At 63.3% G+C, this 17,127-nt stretch carries 15 protein-coding genes; 9 read left to right on the forward strand and 6 right to left on the reverse strand.

The annotated features are described in order from the left end of the window. The first annotated feature begins 31 nt into the window (after positions 1 to 31). The gene (locus AC1D75_RS20800) at positions 32 to 1,666 is read left to right on the forward strand and encodes an AMP-binding protein (RefSeq protein ID WP_495517223.1); all 1,635 of its coding nucleotides are present in this window, start codon (positions 32 to 34) and stop codon (positions 1,664 to 1,666) included. Between the two features lie 30 nt (positions 1,667 to 1,696). On the opposite strand, the gene AC1D75_RS20805 is transcribed toward AC1D75_RS20800, so the two are convergent. Further along, positions 1,697 to 2,440: an SDR family oxidoreductase gene (locus tag AC1D75_RS20805; RefSeq protein ID WP_495517224.1), complete on the reverse strand. Its 744-nt coding sequence runs from the start codon at positions 2,438 to 2,440 to the stop codon at positions 1,697 to 1,699. Between the two features lie 158 nt (positions 2,441 to 2,598). Here AC1D75_RS20805 and AC1D75_RS20810 point away from each other — a divergent pair, with 158 nt between their 5' ends. Continuing rightward, complete coding sequence (locus AC1D75_RS20810; RefSeq protein WP_495517670.1) at positions 2,599 to 3,159, forward strand: TetR/AcrR family transcriptional regulator; 561 nt, start codon at positions 2,599 to 2,601, stop codon at positions 3,157 to 3,159. Positions 3,160 to 3,369: 210 nt separating this feature from the next. Continuing rightward, positions 3,370 to 4,581 carry an HNH endonuclease signature motif containing protein gene (locus AC1D75_RS20815; RefSeq protein ID WP_495517225.1) on the forward strand — a complete coding sequence of 404 codons (1,212 nt, stop codon included), beginning with the start codon at positions 3,370 to 3,372 and terminating at the stop codon, positions 4,579 to 4,581. A gap of 189 nt (positions 4,582 to 4,770) precedes the next feature. On the opposite strand, the gene AC1D75_RS20820 is transcribed toward AC1D75_RS20815, so the two are convergent. After that, positions 4,771 to 6,426, reverse strand: coding sequence for an MFS transporter (locus AC1D75_RS20820; RefSeq protein ID WP_495517226.1), 1,656 nt, complete (start codon positions 6,424 to 6,426; stop codon positions 4,771 to 4,773). 196 nt (positions 6,427 to 6,622) lie between these two features. Here AC1D75_RS20820 and AC1D75_RS20825 point away from each other — a divergent pair, with 196 nt between their 5' ends. After that, a complete protein-coding gene (locus AC1D75_RS20825) occupies positions 6,623 to 6,748 on the forward strand; it encodes a hypothetical protein (RefSeq protein WP_495517227.1) in 126 nt (41 codons plus the stop codon). A 22-nt stretch (positions 6,749 to 6,770) separates the two neighbouring features. On the opposite strand, the gene AC1D75_RS20830 is transcribed toward AC1D75_RS20825, so the two are convergent. Continuing rightward, a complete protein-coding gene (locus tag AC1D75_RS20830; RefSeq protein WP_495517228.1) occupies positions 6,771 to 7,643 on the reverse strand; it encodes a MaoC/PaaZ C-terminal domain-containing protein in 873 nt (290 codons plus the stop codon). Then, entirely contained in the window at positions 7,643 to 9,388 is a 1,746-nt protein-coding gene (gene kstD / locus AC1D75_RS20835) for a 3-oxosteroid 1-dehydrogenase (RefSeq protein ID WP_495517229.1), read from the reverse strand. Before kstD ends, AC1D75_RS20830 begins: the two co-directional genes overlap by 1 nt. A 164-nt stretch (positions 9,389 to 9,552) precedes the next feature. Between kstD and AC1D75_RS20840 the strand changes: the two genes are divergently transcribed. From AC1D75_RS20840 to dmpG, 3 genes are read left to right on the forward strand one after another with little or no spacing between them, the layout of a single operon-like run. Beyond that, on the forward strand, positions 9,553 to 10,341 hold the full coding sequence (locus AC1D75_RS20840; RefSeq protein ID WP_495517230.1) for a 2-keto-4-pentenoate hydratase: 789 nt from the start codon (positions 9,553 to 9,555) through the stop codon (positions 10,339 to 10,341). A gap of 60 nt (positions 10,342 to 10,401) precedes the next feature. Then, positions 10,402 to 11,322: an acetaldehyde dehydrogenase (acetylating) gene (locus tag AC1D75_RS20845; RefSeq protein ID WP_495517231.1), complete on the forward strand. Its 921-nt coding sequence runs from the start codon at positions 10,402 to 10,404 to the stop codon at positions 11,320 to 11,322. A 3-nt stretch (positions 11,323 to 11,325) separates the two neighbouring features. Further along, positions 11,326 to 12,387, forward strand: coding sequence for a 4-hydroxy-2-oxovalerate aldolase (gene dmpG / locus AC1D75_RS20850; protein ID WP_495517232.1), 1,062 nt, complete (start codon positions 11,326 to 11,328; stop codon positions 12,385 to 12,387). A gap of 132 nt (positions 12,388 to 12,519) precedes the next feature. Here dmpG and AC1D75_RS20855 read toward each other — a convergent pair whose 3' ends face one another. Next, entirely contained in the window at positions 12,520 to 14,028 is a 1,509-nt protein-coding gene (locus AC1D75_RS20855; RefSeq protein ID WP_495517233.1) for an MFS transporter, read from the reverse strand. Positions 14,029 to 14,328: 300 nt separating this feature from the next. On the opposite strand from AC1D75_RS20855, the gene AC1D75_RS20860 reads away from it, so the two are divergent. Both AC1D75_RS20860 and AC1D75_RS20865 read left to right on the forward strand, forming a co-directional pair. Next, a complete protein-coding gene (locus AC1D75_RS20860; RefSeq protein WP_495517234.1) occupies positions 14,329 to 15,510 on the forward strand; it encodes a hypothetical protein in 1,182 nt (393 codons plus the stop codon). Between the two features lie 127 nt (positions 15,511 to 15,637). Beyond that, positions 15,638 to 16,693 (forward strand): hypothetical protein, encoded by a 1,056-nt coding sequence (locus AC1D75_RS20865; protein WP_495517235.1) that lies wholly within the window; start codon positions 15,638 to 15,640, stop codon positions 16,691 to 16,693. Positions 16,694 to 16,767: 74 nt separating this feature from the next. Here the strand turns inward: AC1D75_RS20865 and AC1D75_RS20870 are convergent, their stop codons facing one another. After that, a complete protein-coding gene (locus tag AC1D75_RS20870) occupies positions 16,768 to 17,124 on the reverse strand; it encodes a hypothetical protein (protein ID WP_495517236.1) in 357 nt (118 codons plus the stop codon). Positions 17,125 to 17,127 lie beyond the last annotated feature (3 nt).

The following is a 17,127-nucleotide window of genomic DNA, read 5'->3' on the forward strand; positions in this document are numbered from 1 at the left end:
GCCAAGTTCTCTCGCAAAGGAGATTTCTCAGATGGCCTTCAACCTTGCCGATGTATTCGAGACCGTCGCCGACTCGGTTCCCGACCGGATTGCGTTGACCTACGAGGGTGTTGATCACAGCTACCGCCTACTCGAGCGCGAGTCGAATCAGGTGGCACACATGTTGTCGGCCGCGGGAATCGGTGCCGACGACCATGTCTCACTGTTCCTCAAGAACAGCCTCGAGCACGTCACCACCATCCTCGGCGTCATCAAGCTGCGTGCCGTCCCCATCAACATCAACTATCGCTACACCCCGGCAGAGCTGCTCTACATCTTCGAGAACTCCGACTCGGTGGCGATAGTTGTCGAAGAACTCGAACATCAGGAGAACCTGGCACAGATCGTCGGACAGATCCCGACCTTGCGGACGGTGTTGGTCATCGGGGAGATCTCGGGGGCGCTGGCCGACGCCGCAACGGAGGCCGGTGTCAGTGTCCTTCCCTTTGCGCCGGAAGGGTATTCGGATGCGCGGGACTTCGAACCCCGGACGGGTGATGAGCTGTGGGTGCTCTACACCGGCGGCACCACCGGGTACCCCAAGGGGGTGATGTGGCGCCACGACGACTTCTTCCACAAGCCGTTGTCGGGCGGTAACCCATACGAAGACAACAACCCGCGCAAGAACCTCGGCGAAGTTGCCGCAGCGGCAAAGGAGTTCCCCGATCTGGCCTTCTTGATCGCGGCACCGCTGATGCATGGCGCGGCGCTGTATTCGCTGTTCACGTTCTTGACCCTGGGTGCGCGCCTGGTGTTGATGCGGGCGTTTGATCCCGAAAAAGTGGTGCGGTCCATCGAATCCGACAAGGTCAACGTGATCCTGATCGTCGGCGACGGCATGGGTTCGCCACTTGCCGATGCGATGAACAAGCTGAAGGACGAGGTCGACATGTCGGCCCTGTTCTCGATCACCTCCGGCGGTGCGATCTGGTCGGTCGGTGTGCGAGATCGGATGGTCGCGGCGAAGCCAGATTTGTTGCTGCGCGATAACTTCGGGGCCTCGGAATCCGGCAACGACGGCGCCTTCGAAGTTCGGGAAGACGGCACGCTGGCAATGCCGCCGTCTTCGAAGATGACGGTGCTAGACGAAAAACTGGAGCCGATCGAACCCGGCTCCGGTGAGGTGGGGATGATCGCGCGGATCGGGAATGTTCCCCTGGGCTATTACGGGGATGAGGAGAAGTCGGCACGAACATTCCCCACGTTGCCCGACGGCACCCGCGTATCGGTGCTCGGCGATATGGCGCACGTCGAGGCCGACGGCACCATCGTCTTCCTCGGACGCGGTTCGCAGTGCATCAACACCGGTGGCGAGAAGGTGTTTGCCGAAGAGGTCGAGGCCTGCCTGCACGCTCACCCCGCGGTCGCCGATGCATTGGTGGTCGGCGCCCCCGACGAACGTATGGGGCAGAAGGTCTCGGCCGTGGTTGCGGTCCGCCCGGACCAGACCGCGCCGACGCTCGACGAAATCCAGGAACACTGCCGAACGATGCTGGCGGGTTACAAGATTCCCCGTCTACTGGTGTTGGTGGACGAGATCAAACGGACCCCGGCCGGTAAGGCTGACTACCGGTGGGCCAAGGACGCCGCACTCGGCACATCGGTTTCGGGCGCGGTGAGCAGCTGAGGTAGCCCGGGGGCGTTGTGCCGCATGCGATCAGGCGATGCCGCCGTTGGCGTACAAAGTCTGTCCGTTGACCCATCGTCCCGGGCCTGCCAGGAACGCGACGACTTCTGCGATGTCCTCGGGCTCGCCCAGTCGCTCCAGTGGAGCGGCGCTTGCCAGCTGGTCGATCAGTTCGCTGGGTTTGCCGTCGAGGAACAATGGTGTTGCGGTTGGGCCCGGCGCGACGACGTTGACGGTGATGTCGCGCCCACGTAGTTCGCGCGCGAGTATCAGCGTCAACGCCTCGACAGCTCCTTTCGTTGCGGCATACGCGGCGTAATTCGGTTGTTGCAGACGGGTTATCGAGGTGGAGAAGTTGATCAGCGCGCCGCCCGGGCGCAGTTTCTGGGCCGCGAGCTGGGACACGACAAACGTCCCTCGGACATTGGTCCGATGCATTCGATCGAAGTCGTCGAGATTCATGTCGGCGACAGGTGCGAGCAGCATGATGCCCGCAGTGTTGACAACGATGTCGACACCACCGAATTGCTCGGCGGTCTGATCGAAAACACGCTCCACCTGGGTGTCGTCCGCAACGTCACCGCCGGCAGTGATGGCCGTCCCGCCGCTTGCGGTGATGCCGTTGGCCACCGCTTCGGCTGCCGCTGCCCGTCCGGCGTAGTGGACCACCACGTTGTTGCCGTCGGCCGCGAGGCGTTCGGCGACCGCCTTTCCGATTCCGCCGGAGCCGCCGAAGACGATCGCGGAACGGGCATTGTGATTGTTGCTGACCATGGCCAGCTCCCTCCATAAGTGGACTAGTTGTACATAAACTGAAATGTAGACTACTTGTACATATGAGGCAAGGGGTGAGGCCATTGACGACGGACGGGTTGCCCGCCGAGAAGGACATCAAGTTGCGCGCCGGAAGAGGGCGCCGCGCGGCAGCGGACGTGCACCAGGCTGTTCTTGCCGCGACGACGGAGCTGCTGTTCACCGGCGGAATCAAAGCCGTGACCTTCGACAAGGTCGCAACTCATGCCGGCGTCAGCAAGATGACCTTGTACAAGTGGTGGCCGTCGCCGGGGGCGCTCGCGCTCGAGGCGTACTTCTCCGCCGTCGAGGTGGAGCTGGGTTTCCAGAACACTGGCGACCTCGGCCGCGACCTCAAGGCGCAGTTGCATTCCTTCATCCACCTGCTCGTCGACACCCCTCGAGGTCGCGTGATCGCAGAGTTGGTGGGGCTTTCCCAATCGGATCGCGCACTCGCCGCAACGATCGAGACGACGTACACGCGACCGCGCCGCCAACTCGCGGTCGACCGCCTTCGGCTGGCGCAGGAGGCGGGTGAGGTTCGCGATGATGTCGACCTCGAAGTGGTGGTCGACCAGTTGTGGGGTGCGGCCTACCACCGGCTGTTGCTCCCGGCGCAACCGCTGACCGCCGCCTTCGCGGACGCTCTGGTCGACAATATTCTCCGCGGCATCGGCACTCCCTCCGCGCACAGCGACTGACTCCGCGGGCTCACATTCGTCAGTTGTTTGTCTGTCTACCGAAAGACGTTGCGGTGGAGTCGGATACACCACTTTCGACCTTGCGAACATGCGTTCGACTCGGTATGGTGGAGTCAGTCGACCACAAGCACAACGTATCTGACGCCTTCCCCGCAGAGACACTCCGGTCGACGCCCCCCGGTTTGCTCTCTCCTTGGAAGGTGCTGTGCTATGCGACTTCTCGAGATGGTCGACGATCTGGTCGACCTGGTCTTACCCGATGATCCAACTGCCACGTTGGGCATGGCGAAGGATCTGATCACCCTACGCAACGCCACCGAGCATCAGCTCGCGGTGTGCGCCGCGGTGATCGACGAGTCGGGTATCGCCCGTAAGGCGGGGTCTACCACGTCAAAGTTGTTGCAGGCCAATGGCGCGGTACCAGCATCGGCGTATCGGTGGTTGCGCATCGGTCCGGGCCTCGCCGGTCTGGATCGTACTGCCGGGTATTCACGGGACGGGTTTTTGTCGTCCGAGCATGTCGATGCGGTGGTCAAAGGGGTTGCGCATATTGTTGGCCGGTCCGAGGTTCCTATAACTTCCGAACAGCAGGTTGGCTTTGAGCGGAAACTGCTGAGCCACGCCATTTCCGGAGCCGCGCCAGCTGAGATCGGCGCGGAGGCTCGCGCGCTGGGTAACGAGGTGGCCCGGGATACCGGTGGTCCGCCGCCGGCGGAGGACCGGTCGCTGAACAGTCTCGAATACAAAGTTCACGAGGGTCGCTGTGTCGGGACGTTCGATGTTGATGCGGTGATCGGGGAAAAGTTGTTCTCCGCGTTGGACTTCTGGTCCAAAGCGCGCACTGAATCGGATGGCTCGGATGACAGTCGAAGCCCCACCCAACGCCGAGCTGATGCGCTGCACCAACTTCTGGATTGCGGTGGTGGTGGACAGACGTTGGTGTCGGCGCCGCGGACCGAGGTGATGGTGACCGTGCCCGCCGATCATCCCGAGGCTGCCTCGCTGCCCTGGATGGGTCCGGTCACCGAAGCCACCGCCGCAATGTTGGCGTGCGATTCGTCGATCACCTCGATCACCCTGGACGGACAGGAAGTCCCGGTCGATCTGAGTCCGCCGAAACGTCTGTTCAAGGGTTTGGTCCGCAAAGCGATCATCATCCGCGACACCTGCTGCATCAAGTGTGGGGCCAAGGCCGGTTGGTCGGACTGCCACCACATCGTGCACTTCGTCGACGGCGGCCTCACCACCCTCGACAACGGATGCCTGCTGTGCCGCACCTGCCATATGGCGGTGCACAACACCGACTGGGACGTCATCATGGGCACCGACGGACACCCGTGGCTGATCCCACCCGCCGACACCGACCCACAGCGAAAACCACTGCCGGCCTACAACCGGCGAACCCTCACCCTCGCCGCCTGACCCAACACTCCACTACTGTCACCAGCTCTCCACCACCAGCGCACCCGAGATCTTGTCGGGACCGCGCACGCATCTTTGACAACTCCATAGCGTGAAACGCGCGGTGCTGCCGTCCAGACGAGCTGGGCTGCAGCACCGAGCGGGGGACGTTCGCCGACATTCCCACGCGGTGCAACGCCTCTGCTGACGTCAGTCTCTGATGCCCGCTTCGGCTTTGGCGGCGGCACGCTCTGCCGCACCGTCGTCGATCTGTTTGGGCGTGAGGAAGACAAGGCCGATGGCCGTTGCGAGGCATACGCCGCCCAAGGCGAGGCATGAGGTTCCCATCGGTCCTTCGAAGGCCTCGATGGCGCCCTTGCTGATCCGTGCGGCGAGCTCTGGTTGGACGGGGGACAGTTGGCCTGCCACCTGAAGCGCTTCGGCAAGAGTGTTGGTGATGTGCTCGCTGATGGATTCGGCAGCGGTCGCGGCTTCTTGCGCTCGCTCCGTTTGCCCGGCGGCTTCGAGCTGTGTGGACAACTGTTGCATCGACGCCTCGGCGTCCGCGGCGACAGGTTCGATGTTCCGGGTGTAGCCGGCGGCCAACAAGCTTCCGCCGACAGCGATTCCGATCGCTGAACCGAGCTCGCGGGCGGTGTCGTTCACCGCTGACCCGACGCCCTGATTGTCGGTGGGTGTGTTGACCATGATCGCGGTGGTCGAGGGTGCCGTGGCGATACCCAAACCGATTGCCAGGATGATCATTGCGACGACGATGGTCTGATAGCTGTCGAGGCTGACCGCGCCGAGATAGATCGAACCGACGCCCATCGCGGCCATACCGAAGACCAGAATGGTCCGCAAACTCGTTCGGGTGGCGAGCCAGTTTCCGATCAGCGAGAACACCATCACCAGACCGACCATCGGCATCAGGGCGACTGCGGCCTTGAGCGGTGAGTATCCGAAGACCAGCTGCAGCTGTTGCAGTAGCACCAGGAAGATCCCGAAGACCACAAGGAACTGCACCGTGATGCTCAATGTGCCGGCGGAGAATGCGCGGTTGTTGAACAGACGTACGTCGAGCAGCGGTTCCGGGTTCTTGAGCTGCCAGAACCAGAATGCCCCGATGAGCAGGAGACCGCCGATCAGCGCCAGCAGCGACAGTGGGTCGAGCCAGCCGCGATGCGGTGCCTCGATGAGGCCATAGACAAGTAGGCCGATCCCGCACGCCGAGGTGATCGATCCGATCCAGTCGAATCGGTGCGTGGTCGAGTCCTTGGATGTCGGGATCGTGCAGGCCAGTACCGCGGTGACGGCCGCAGAAATGCCGAATGTGACGAATATGGAGTGCCAACTGAAGAACTCGAGAAGCACGCCGGTCACGAAGAAGCCTGCAATGCCGCCGGATCCACCAACGCCGGCCCAGATACTCACGGCAAGATGGCGTTTGGATTCGGGTACACCGGCGGTGATGACTGACAGCGTCGCCGGCATGACAAACGCCGCGCCCACGCCCGTCAGTGCGCGGGCGGCGATGAACTGATCGGGGTTGGACACCCAGATCGGGAGCAATGAGCCGATGGTGAAGACGATGAGCCCGCCGATCAGTACCTCACGGCGCCCGTATCGGTCGCCGATGGCCCCGGCCGGAAGCAAGAGGGCGGCGATGGTGAGTGTGTAGCCGTCGATCAGCCAGGTCACCTGATTGGAGGTGGCTCCGACGGCCGGGGCGATTTCGGGAATCGCGGTGTTGAGGGAAGCCATCGCGGCGATGACCAGGCTCAGTGCGGCGCAGGCGACCACGATGAGCCAAATCGCGCGGAAACCAAGCTTGTCGCGCGTCGGGGTGCCCCCGGAAGAGTCCATTTATCCAATTTAGGCGAGTGAAACGTGTTCTAGGCAACTGTTCGCGTTGTGTAATCGTTATCACTGGCAGCAGTGTCGACCGCGAGTATCACCTGTCCCGTGTGTCACATTAGTCACACTGGTAACGGAAATTGTTGAAGTTGCTGGTGACGACCGACCCAGCCGGGCTGGCCATATTCACAAGAGAGGGAATCTGATGACCTCACTGCATGTCCACACAACTCCGGTTATCAAACTGCGTATCTGGCGGCTTCTCGCGCTGCTTGGCTCTTTGGCCGCAATTTTCGTCGGCCTGGTTGCCATCTTCATGAGTGCCGCCTGACCCAAGTTCGGGCCGGGCTTCGTCAGTCCTGGTGACGAAACGTGGTCAGCACTACATTTCCGAGCGCTGGTGCGTCATCACGTTCGGCGACCGATGCCGTGATGAGGAAGCGGGATCCGTCCTCCCACACCCTGATTCGTAGCGTCTCTCCGGGAAAGACGACTCCGGCAAACTTGGCGCCAAACCGTTCGACTCGATCCACGTCTCCATCGAGCAGTGTGTCCACAACAGCACGGCACACCGTCCCGTAGGTGCACAGTCCGTGCAGGATCGGTCTCGGGAAACCCGACTTCTCGGCGAACTCCGGATCGGAATGCAGCGGATTGCGGTCACCGCACAGCCGGTAGAGCAAGGCCTGCTGCGGAAGTGTCTTTGCCTCGATGACGTGATCTGGTTCGCGATCGGGATAGGCAACTTTGTCTGAATTACCCCGTTCGCCACCGAAACCGCCCTCGCCCTTGGCGAAGATCGACGAACGCGCGGTCCACAGGGGCTCGCCCGCATCGTCGACGGTGGTGAACTCCTCGATGATCACCGCGGCCGAACCCTTGTCCTGCAGCTCGATGATCCTGACCGTGGTGGTTGCCGATCCCGATGCGGGAATGGGCTTGTGCACCAGTACTTCCTGCGAACCGTGCACAACGTTGGCGAGATCGATCTCGACGCCGGGCTTGGAGACCTTCGGCGGTTCTGTGTCATGGAAATGTGCGGCCACGGTCGCGAATGTGGGCAACACCTTCGGGTGGTTGTCGTCGAAATAGCCCAGGGCTGCGCGGTCCAGCGGATCGGCGCCTGCACCAACCCCGAGGTTGTAGAGCGCGACATCTGAGGCGTTCCAGCTGTAGGTTTCTTTCGAGACCACCGCGCCCAGCGCGATATCCGGGTCGATCGCCATCAGCTCGCCTTCTCCTTCTTAACTCGTTCCTGTTGCGCATGTGCGGTGATGTCGAGAGCCGCGAGGTAACCGAAAACCATTGCCGGACCGATCGTTGCGCCGGGACCCGCGTAAGTGTGGCCCATCACCGGCGCGCTGGTGTTGCCCGCGGCGTACAAGCCGTTGATGGCAGAACCGTCCGGGCGAAGTGCGCGTCCGGCAGCGTCGGTGTTGATGCCACCTTTGGTGCCGAGGTCGCCTGGCACCATCTTGACCGCGTAGAACGGGCCCTTCTTCAGCGGGCCGAGGCTCGGGTTCGGCTTGTTGGTGATGTCGCCGTAGTAGTGGTCGTACTTGCTGACCCCGCGGCCGTAGTCGGCGTCGACGCCCTTCGCCGCAAACTCGTTGAACCGCTTGGTGGTCTGGGCGAGGCCCTCGGCCGGAACGCCGATCTTCTCCGCAAGTGCCTCGATGGTGTCGGCCTTGGTGATCACACCCGACTTGTACCAGTTGCCGGGCAGCGGTTGCCGTCCGGACACCGAGGCGAACATGTACCGGTTGCGGTAGGTCTGGTCGAAGACCAGCCAGCACGGCAGATTCTCTCCGGGACCTTCACCCTGGCCGAACTCGCCGCCGTACATCTGATGCACCGCTTCGACATACGGCAGTGATTCGTTCATGAATCGTTGGCCGCGGTCGTTGATCATCATGCTTCCCGGCAGCGCGCGCTCCGACAGTGCGAACCAGGGTCCGCGGGGGAGTGGGATGGTCGGGCCCCACCACGCATCGTCCATAAAGCTCACGCCGGCACCGATTTTGAGCCCGGCGTTGATTCCATCACCGGTGTTGGATTCGGCACCTGTGGTCCATTGGGATCCGATCGGCTGACGCTGGTACTTGTGCCGCATCTCGGTGTTGTGCTCGAAACCGCCGCAGGCCAGCACCACACCGTGACGGGCATGGAGTGTGCGCCTTGTTCCGTCGGATTCGACCTCGATGCCGACAACCCGGTCGCCCTCGGTCACCAGCTCGACGAGTCCGGTGTTCAGCTGCAACGGAATACCGGCTTGCCGGACACCGAGCAACAGTTCTGACATCAGGGCGGCGCCCATTGCGATCAGCTTCTTGCCGGTGAGCTTGGCCCAGGTGAACCGCATTCCGACCTTCATGAACCGGAGCGGGCCCTTCCAGTGCCGCAGACCGGTGCTCAGCCAGCGGTAGTCCGACTGCATCACCACCACGTTCAACGGGGACTTCGTGTACGGCGGGTGAAGTGTCTTGAAGTCGTCGCCGAGTTTGCGTGAATCGAAGGGCCTGGGTTCGCAGGATCGTCCGTGGACGCGCCCACCCGGTGCCTCCGGGTAGTAGTCGGAGTAGTTCTTGACCCATTCGAGGTCGAGTGGGGAGTGTTCCATCAAGAATTCGAGGGCTTCGGGGCCTCGATCGATGTAGGCGTCGATCCGATCCGGCGAGACCACATCTCCGACGATCGATCGGACGTAGGTGCGGGCGGCCTCGCGGTCGTCCTTCACGCCGTCGCGCTTGAGGAGTCGATTGTCCGGAATCCACACGCCGCCGCCCGAGCGGGACGTCGACCCACCCCAGTAGGCGGACTTCTCGACGATGATCGTGCTCAGACCGTGCGCCGCGGCGGTGATGGCGGCGCTCATGCCGGCACCTCCGGCGCCGACAACGATCACGTCATACGTTTCGTCTCCCCGATTCGGCACGCTGCCGTCACCCTGTCCGCTGTCCGGACCACTCATGATTCGCCCCTTCGCGCATCGCCGACTTCCACCCGCAAGGTAGAACACGTTATAAACTGCCTCAAGAGGCAGGCTATACCAGCCCGGAACGGGTTGGCGAGGCCTTCAGAGGGTCAAAACAGAAACACGTTCTATTTCGCTCGAACCGAGAAGTGAGGCAAGTGGTGACGATCTCCGACCGGCTGCGCCGGCAGATTGCCGACGATCTGGCGTCCGCCGAGCTACATGCCGCCGCCATCGATCCGCCGGCTGCGGCGTACCCGGATCTCGACGTGACCGATGCCTACGAGATCCAGCTGATCAACATCCGGAAACGGCTGGCCGCCGGTGCCACGATCGCCGGCCACAAGGTGGGTCTGGCGTCCGAGGCGATGCAAAAGATGATGGGCGTCGACGAGCCCGACTACGGACATCTGCTCGACGTGATGGAGTACCACGAACACACGCCGATCGACGCGACGAAGTTCTGCTACCCCCGTGTCGAGGTGGAGGTGGGGTTCATTCTGGGAGAAGATCTGCCCGGCGCCGGATGTACCAATGAAGACGTGATCGCGGCGGTGGAGTGGGTGGTTCCCTCGATCGAGCTCATCGACAGCCGAATCCGGGATTGGAAGATCTCCCTACCTGACACCATCGCCGACAACGCCTCCTCTTGCGGTTGGGTGCTCGGTGAGCAGCGGGTTCGGATCGCGGACATCGACACCGGCAATATCGACGCCACCCTGCACCGCAACGACGAGCTGATCGCCGAAGGCAATTCCAGTGCAGTCCTGGGACACCCGCTCAACGCGGTGTCGTGGCTGGCCAGGAAGGTCGAGAGTTTTGGGGTCAGGCTGCGCAAAGGCGACGTGATCCTGCCCGGAACCGCGACTCGTGCGATCGATATTCGTTCCGGGGATCACTTTGTTGCCGACTTTGTCGGGTTGGGAAGTGTCACTTTGGATTTCAGCTAGACAGAGGCGTCATTACCGATTGATTTTCGCCACCGGAACAGTCCAACGTTAGGAGTACACGTGGCTGACAAGATCACCGCCGCAATCATCGGATCGGGCAATATCGGCACCGATCTCATGTACAAACTCGCACGCTCAGAGGTCATCTCACCCAGATGGATGGTGGGTATCGACGCCGAGTCCGAAGGTATGAAGCGGGCCGCCGACCGCGGGCTGATCACCATGTCGGGGGGCGCCGACGAACTACTGGCGTCGGCCGAGAAGCCGGATCTCATCTTCGAGGCCACGTCTGCGTACGTGCACCGCGAGTACGCGCCCAAGTACGAGGCCGCCGGTATCACCGCCATCGACCTGACGCCCGCGGCCGTGGGACCCGCGGTGGTGCCGCCCGCCAACCTGCGCGAGCACCTCGATGCACCGAACACCAACATGATCACCTGCGGCGGGCAGGCCACCATCCCGATGGTGCACGCCGTCTCGTCGGTGGTTCCGGTGGTCTACGCGGAGATCGTCGCGTCGGTGTCGTCGAAGTCTGCAGGCCCGGGTACCCGTGCCAACATCGACGAGTTCACCAAGACCACCTCCCGCGGCATCGAGACGATCGGTGGTGCCGAGCGCGGCAAGGCCATCATCATCCTCAACCCGGCCGATCCGCCGATGATCATGCGCGACACCATCTTCTGTGCCATCCCTGAAGACGCCGACATCGACGCGATCGCCGAGGCGATTCACAAGCGCGAAAAGGAGATCCAGGAGTACGTGCCGGGATATCGGCTGCTGCAGGATCCACAGTTCGATCCGCCGAGCGTCGGCAATGGCGGGATGGCCCGGGTGTCGATCTTCGTCGAGGTCGAAGGTGCGGGCGACTTCCTGCCCCCGTACGCCGGGAACCTCGACATCATGACCGCCGCCGCCACCAAGGTGGGCGAAGAGATCGCGAAATTGAAACTGGCCGCAGCACAGAAAAAGGTAGGGGTCTGAGTAATGTTCGGTATCAACGATCCTCGCAAGTACAGCGACACACTCGACATCCGCATCACGGACTCTTCCTTGCGTGACGGTAGCCACCACAAGCGGCACCAGTTCACCGAGCAGGAGGTCCGTGACATCGTTGGAGCCCTCGACGGCGCCGGGGTCCCGGTCATCGAGGTGACGCACGGTGACGGCCTGGGCGGCTCTTCCTTCAACTACGGCTTCTCGAAAACACCTGAGCAGCAACTCATCAAGGCTGCGGTGGAGACGGCGCGCTCCGCCAAGATCGCGTTCCTGATGCTGCCGGGCCTGGGCATCAAAGACGACATCCGCGCCGCGCAGGACAACGGTGCACAGATCTGCCGGATCGCCACCCATTGCACCGAGGCCGATGTGTCGATTCAGCACTTCGGCCTCGCCCGTGAGCTCGGTCTGGAGACCGTCGGCTTCTTGATGATGTCGCACAGTCAGCCACCGGAAGTGCTCGCCAAACAGGCACGGATCATGGCCGACGCCGGTTGCCAGTGTGTCTACGTGGTCGATTCAGCAGGCGCCCTGGTACTCGAGCAGGTGTCGGACCGGGTCTCGGCGCTGCGGGCAGAGCTCGGCGACGACGCGCAGATCGGATTCCACGGACACGAGAATCTCGACATCGCGGTGGCCAATTCGGTTGCGGCCGTGCGGGCCGGCGCTCAGCAGATCGACGGTTCGGTCCGCCGTTTCGGCGCGGGCGCAGGCAACACCCCGGTGGAAGCATTTGTCGGGGTCTGCGACAAACTCGGTATCACCACCGGCATCGACTTCATGAAGATCGCGGATGCCGCGCAGGACGTTGTCCGGCCGGTGATGCCCACCGAGTGTCTGGTCGATCGTCCGGCGATGATGATGGGCTACGCCGGTTGCTACAGCTCCTTCCTCAAACACGCTGAAGGGCATGCCGACAAATACGGCGTCAGCGCCGCCGACATCCTGATCGAGGCCGGAAGTCGCAAACTCGTGGGCGGTCAGGAAGACCAACTGATCGATATCGCCCTGGAACTGAAGAAGAAGCAGGACGCCAACGCCGGAGTCTGAGAGAACTCCTGCCACTGCCGCGGCTCCTCCCGAGAACCGCGGTGGTACTCGGAAGGCAGGCCTGCCGGACAGTTGTCGGCGTCGCCAACTGCCCGGCAGCTCGCCGGTTGATCACAACCGTGGTTGAAGCTGTCAGCCGGCCGCGCGAGTCATCAGATCGTCAGTCGGGGCGGGACACTCCACCTTGGCGTCAGGAATGGACAACTGGGTGATGTGACGCGGAATGCACGTAGCGCAGAAGAGACCGACAAGTGCCGTGCCGCCGCACAGGACCAAAGCCCACTTCACCCCGGTGGCGGAGAAGAAGCCGACGCCGTCGACGACCAAGCCGATGTGTGAGTTCATGATGCTGAAGGCGATGACCGGGAGAATGGCAGCCATCATGGCCTGGCTGGTCGCCACCATGCTCGCGGTCGAAGCCTGCAACTGCGGTGGGACTGCCTCGAATTGAAGGTTCGGAATCGAGCCGTAACCCAGACCGGTGCCAAGGCCGATGCCGATCATCATCACTACGATGAGTGCGCGACTGTCCATACCCGCGATTACACCGAAGCTGCTCAGTGCCAACACCGCGGACCCGGCGATGGCCAAGCCCCTCGGCCGGACGCCGCGACCCACGAGGAGGCCGACGACGAGGCCGCCGACGACGGTTGCGACTCCCAGTGGTGACTGGAGCAACGCGTAACCCTGCGCATCGACGCCGAATCCGTAACCGAGCCCGAGAGTTGCTGGTGTCATGCACATCAGCGGCAGCAACGTCGAACTCAAGGCGGTCGACCCGTAGAGGGAGCCTGCGGTGATTGTGGTCAAGCCGATTGATCGGCGAGTGAGCAGTCCGAGATCGATCAGCGGTTCCTGCACGATCCGCGCCGAGACGATCCAGAGGCCGAGCAGGACCATACCGCCCACCATGAACGTCAGGGTCCTCGCCGAGGACCATCCCCAGTCGGCCCCGAAACTGACCGCAATCAAGATCCCGCCGATACCTGCACCCAGCAGAACTGCGCCGATCGGATCGATCCGCGAGCGCAGGCGGTAGGACGTCTCGTCGGTGGTCATCGCAATCCCGACACCGACGACGACAAGAATGATCGTGAAGAACCAGAAAAGGCTTCGCCAACCGAAGCTGTCGATCAGCCAGCCGGTGATGAACGGCATCGGGACACTGATCAGGCCCATTCCACTCGTCGCGATGGCAACCGCCAGCGGCACGATCTTGGCGGGGTAGATGTCACGGATCAGGGAGTAGCTGAGGAACAGGCATGACACCACCAGGCCGGCGAGTGCGCGACCCGCGATCAGAAGTGTGTAATTGGGTGCGACGGCCGAGATCGCAGACCCCGCGGCCGCCAGGAACACGCAGCACAGCAACACCTTCCGCTTACCGTAAGTGTCTGCGACCTTGCCCAGCGTCGGGCTGATCACCGCGGCCACGAGGAGGAAGACCGCCTGGATCCAGGCGCCCTGCGTGGTCTTGAAGTCGGCCATGATCAGCGGCAGACCCGTGGCGACCATCGAATAGTTCATTGTCAACGCTTCGAGCAGAGCCACGATCGAGACCAGGGACAGTATCAATCGGGGCGACCACCCCCTCACGTTGTCCGGCGGTTGGGGTGTTCTGGCTGGCGCCGCTTGTGTCATGAGGTGTCCTTTCGCGAACGAGAAGCGCGGCCTTGATGCGCGTGGTACAGCTCACAGCGGGTGGTAGGTGTGGTACCAGACACTTTCCGGCCAATGGAATGTCGTGGGCCGCTTGCTGACCGGGCGGTTCGCCCACCCGAGGACCCGCGGCGGCCTGTGCGCCAAACTCGGAACTTCCCGCCGACCGCCACCCGATGTTGGCGCTGATCAGCATCGTCGGCGGGCTTGCGGGTTACGATCTGTCCGAATTGGCGACTCCGGGTGGGTCGGCTGCAGTGCGAGCTGATCACGAGGGCGCAGATGACGTACGACCGAACACGTGCTGATGTCGGTGGAAGGGCGTCGTCGACGCCTCGTTCTCGGTCGGCCCCGGTCGAGGTGGGGCAGACGCGCGGACGCGCTGCGAAAGGCAGGCAACCGAGCGACGGTGGGTTGTTCGCGGCGAGGTCGAACGACTGGCGCCTGCGGGTTGCGGGCATCGCGCTTGCTGCTGCCGGGTTGCTGATGGTGGTCTTCAGTTTCTTCACCTGGACGGCTGCCTCTGACGACGGTCTCAGCATTTCTGTGACCGGCATGGGCTCGGTGACCCTCGAGATCTCCGAAGTCCGGGCTCAGGCGCTGGGCGGGGAGACCGAGGCGGCAGCGGAACTGGACAAACGGAGTAATTCGCCCGGCATCATCACTGCGGGCCTCGGAGCGCTGCTTGTTGTATCGGGGGCGATGTTACTGATCAACCGCTACCCCGGAATCGGGGCCCTGGCGGGTGCCGTGCCGGCATTGATCGGATTGTTCATGTCCCTTGAATACCTGTTCGCCCCGGGCGCTGCGGTACTGGAGGGCACCGGCGACGCCGGGATCGGCTTCGCCGCACTCGGACTCTGGCTGGTCACGCTCGGTGCGTCTGCGGCGGTGGTGGTGTCCTGTTTTGCCGTTGTTGTCGCGATGCGCGGCACGCGACGGCCGCTCGCGCACAACACATCCGACGGAACAGGCAAATCGGCTCGGCGGCAGTCGACGAATTCGCCTGTGCACGCGGGCCCTCGCGCCACCGAACCCCGCTACCGCGACCACGGACCGGCCGCTCCGCGTCCGAACCATCACCTCGGGCCGGCCGCTCCGCGTCCGAACCACAACGCCGGGCCGGCCGCTCCGCGTCCGAACCATGGCCCTCGACCGGAACCCGGCCAGCGGGCGCGCCCGGCAGGTTCGACAGACCGGATGGGTCGTCGTCCGTCCGAGAGTCGCCTGCCGCCCCCAGGGGTCGAGGTGTACCGACCGTCGTCGACGCCAACCCCGCGTTACCGTCCGAACCAGCGTGCATCCCAGGATGATTCGCGAGGGCTTCCCCCGGTTCGGCAACCGCTTCCTAATGCAGGTGTCGATCGTGGGCTGCCGCCGATCCGGCGCAGTCGTCAACCACCGCCGCCACCGCCGCCTCGCCGCCCGCCGCCGGATCCCCGAGAGCCAATAACCAAGACCTGACGCCCTTCTCGTTTCGGGAAACCGCATGACCCTTTAACGATCTGTCGTGGAGCGTTACGATCAGTATTCGCGTCTTCGCATATTGTGCTCGCGAGCCGGCGGGCGGACGACAGATCAGGGGTACACCATGACGTACGGACCGCCACCCGGAGACAGCGGTGGATTTCCACCCAACGAACCCGGCGGGCAGCCGAATCAGGGGCAGCCAGGCGGTTATCAACCCGGCGGATATCAGTCGCCGCAGCAACCGGCTCACCAGCCGCCGTTTGGTGCTCCGACAGGTCAGAAATCCTCGACGACTGCGTTGCTGGCGCCGTCGTCCGGTAACCCGACCTTGAGGTTCGCCGGGATCGCGTTGGTGATCGCGGGGGTGGCGATGGTGGTGTTCAGCTTCTTCAGCTGGGCATCGCAGGATCTGGGGGACGGTGGAATCTCCATCAGCGGAACCGGTTCGGTGTCAATCGATGCCGGTGGCAGCGATGCCGGCTCGGACCAGATCGAAGAGGCCGAAGCCCGAGCCGAGAACGACACGAGTGCCCCGGGCCTCTTCACCATGATTCTCGGTGTGCTTGTTGTCGGCGCGGGCGCTGCGCTGATCGTCAACCTGTTCCCGGGGATCGCGGCGATCGCCGGTGCCGTGCTCGGGTTGATCGCGGTGATCATGGCTGTGATCTTCATATCTGATCCGGGTAGCGCTGTGATCAGCGGTGACGCCGGTGATACATCCGAAGTCAGTGCCGGATGGGGGTTGTGGTTGGTCACCCTCGGCGCATTTGTCGCGCTTGTTGTTGCCTGCCTCGCCACCTACCTTGCGCTGACCGGCAAGCCCGGCACGTCTGCGGGCCCCGGTTATGGTCAGCCTCAGCCGGATTACGGTCCGCCGCAGCAACCCGGCGGCTATGGTCAGGCGCCGCAACAGGGTTACCCGCAGCAGCAGCCCGGTGGATACGGTCCGCCACAACAGGGTTACGGTCCGCCGCAGCAGTCCGGCGGGTATGGTCAAGCGCCGCAACAGGGTTACGGTCAGCCGCCTGCCGGTGGCCATGGGCAGCAACCCGGTGATCAAGGTCAGCCGCCCGCGGGCCCGCAATCCGGTCGGCCGCAGGACCCCGGCCGGGGGCCAGCCCAGAACCCGGGCCAGGATCCCGAAGGTCAGCAGCCCGGACCAGACGAGCAGCGGTGACCTTCAGAACAGTCTGAAAAACTCCGTCCCCGCAACCAGATTGCGGGGACGGAGTTTGTTGTCCGAGGTCGGGGTCAGTAGTACCCGTCGGGGTCGACGTCGGGTGACTCCTTTGCGACGATGCCTTCGCTGACGCCGTGATCGATACTCGCGGACAGTCGCGGGCATGTCGGTTGCATCGCCGGGTTGCCGCCCTTGGCGCGAATGGCCTCGAGTTCAGGGCACTGTTCGCGTGCCTGCGCGGTCCATTGCACACTGGTGTGATGGGGGCTGTACTTCTTCACAAGAACGTGAGCATGGCATGTGCGGCACTCGATTTCGGTCAGGCCACCGCGTAGGTAGTGCTCCTTGTCGCGGGAGGTGGCGGCGCGAACCGCAGCCTTACGTCCCGGATCGCTGAAATCCGGGGCTTTGGACCAGTTCGCAGTCATGAC

The sequence above is a fragment of the Williamsia sp. Y712 genome (genome assembly GCF_059445525.1).

Coding starts and splice junctions, on each gene's coding strand:
- kstD (WP_495517229.1), bottom strand. CDS start 9,388: ATGAGTGGTCCGGACAGCGGACAGGGTGACGGCAGCGTGCCGAATCGG.
- AC1D75_RS20870 (WP_495517236.1), bottom strand. CDS start 17,124: ATGACTGCGAACTGGTCCAAAGCCCCGGATTTCAGCGATCCGGGACGT.
- AC1D75_RS20830 (WP_495517228.1), bottom strand. CDS start 7,643: ATGGCGATCGACCCGGATATCGCGCTGGGCGCGGTGGTCTCGAAAGAA.
- AC1D75_RS20860 (WP_495517234.1), top strand. CDS start 14,329: ATGACGTACGACCGAACACGTGCTGATGTCGGTGGAAGGGCGTCGTCG.
- AC1D75_RS20820 (WP_495517226.1), bottom strand. CDS start 6,426: ATGGACTCTTCCGGGGGCACCCCGACGCGCGACAAGCTTGGTTTCCGC.
- AC1D75_RS20800 (WP_495517223.1), top strand. CDS start 32: ATGGCCTTCAACCTTGCCGATGTATTCGAGACCGTCGCCGACTCGGTT.
- dmpG (WP_495517232.1), top strand. CDS start 11,326: ATGTTCGGTATCAACGATCCTCGCAAGTACAGCGACACACTCGACATC.
- AC1D75_RS20815 (WP_495517225.1), top strand. CDS start 3,370: ATGCGACTTCTCGAGATGGTCGACGATCTGGTCGACCTGGTCTTACCC.
- AC1D75_RS20865 (WP_495517235.1), top strand. CDS start 15,638: ATGACGTACGGACCGCCACCCGGAGACAGCGGTGGATTTCCACCCAAC.
- AC1D75_RS20825 (WP_495517227.1), top strand. CDS start 6,623: ATGACCTCACTGCATGTCCACACAACTCCGGTTATCAAACTGCGTATC.
- AC1D75_RS20855 (WP_495517233.1), bottom strand. CDS start 14,028: ATGACACAAGCGGCGCCAGCCAGAACACCCCAACCGCCGGACAACGTG.
- AC1D75_RS20805 (WP_495517224.1), bottom strand. CDS start 2,440: ATGGTCAGCAACAATCACAATGCCCGTTCCGCGATCGTCTTCGGCGGC.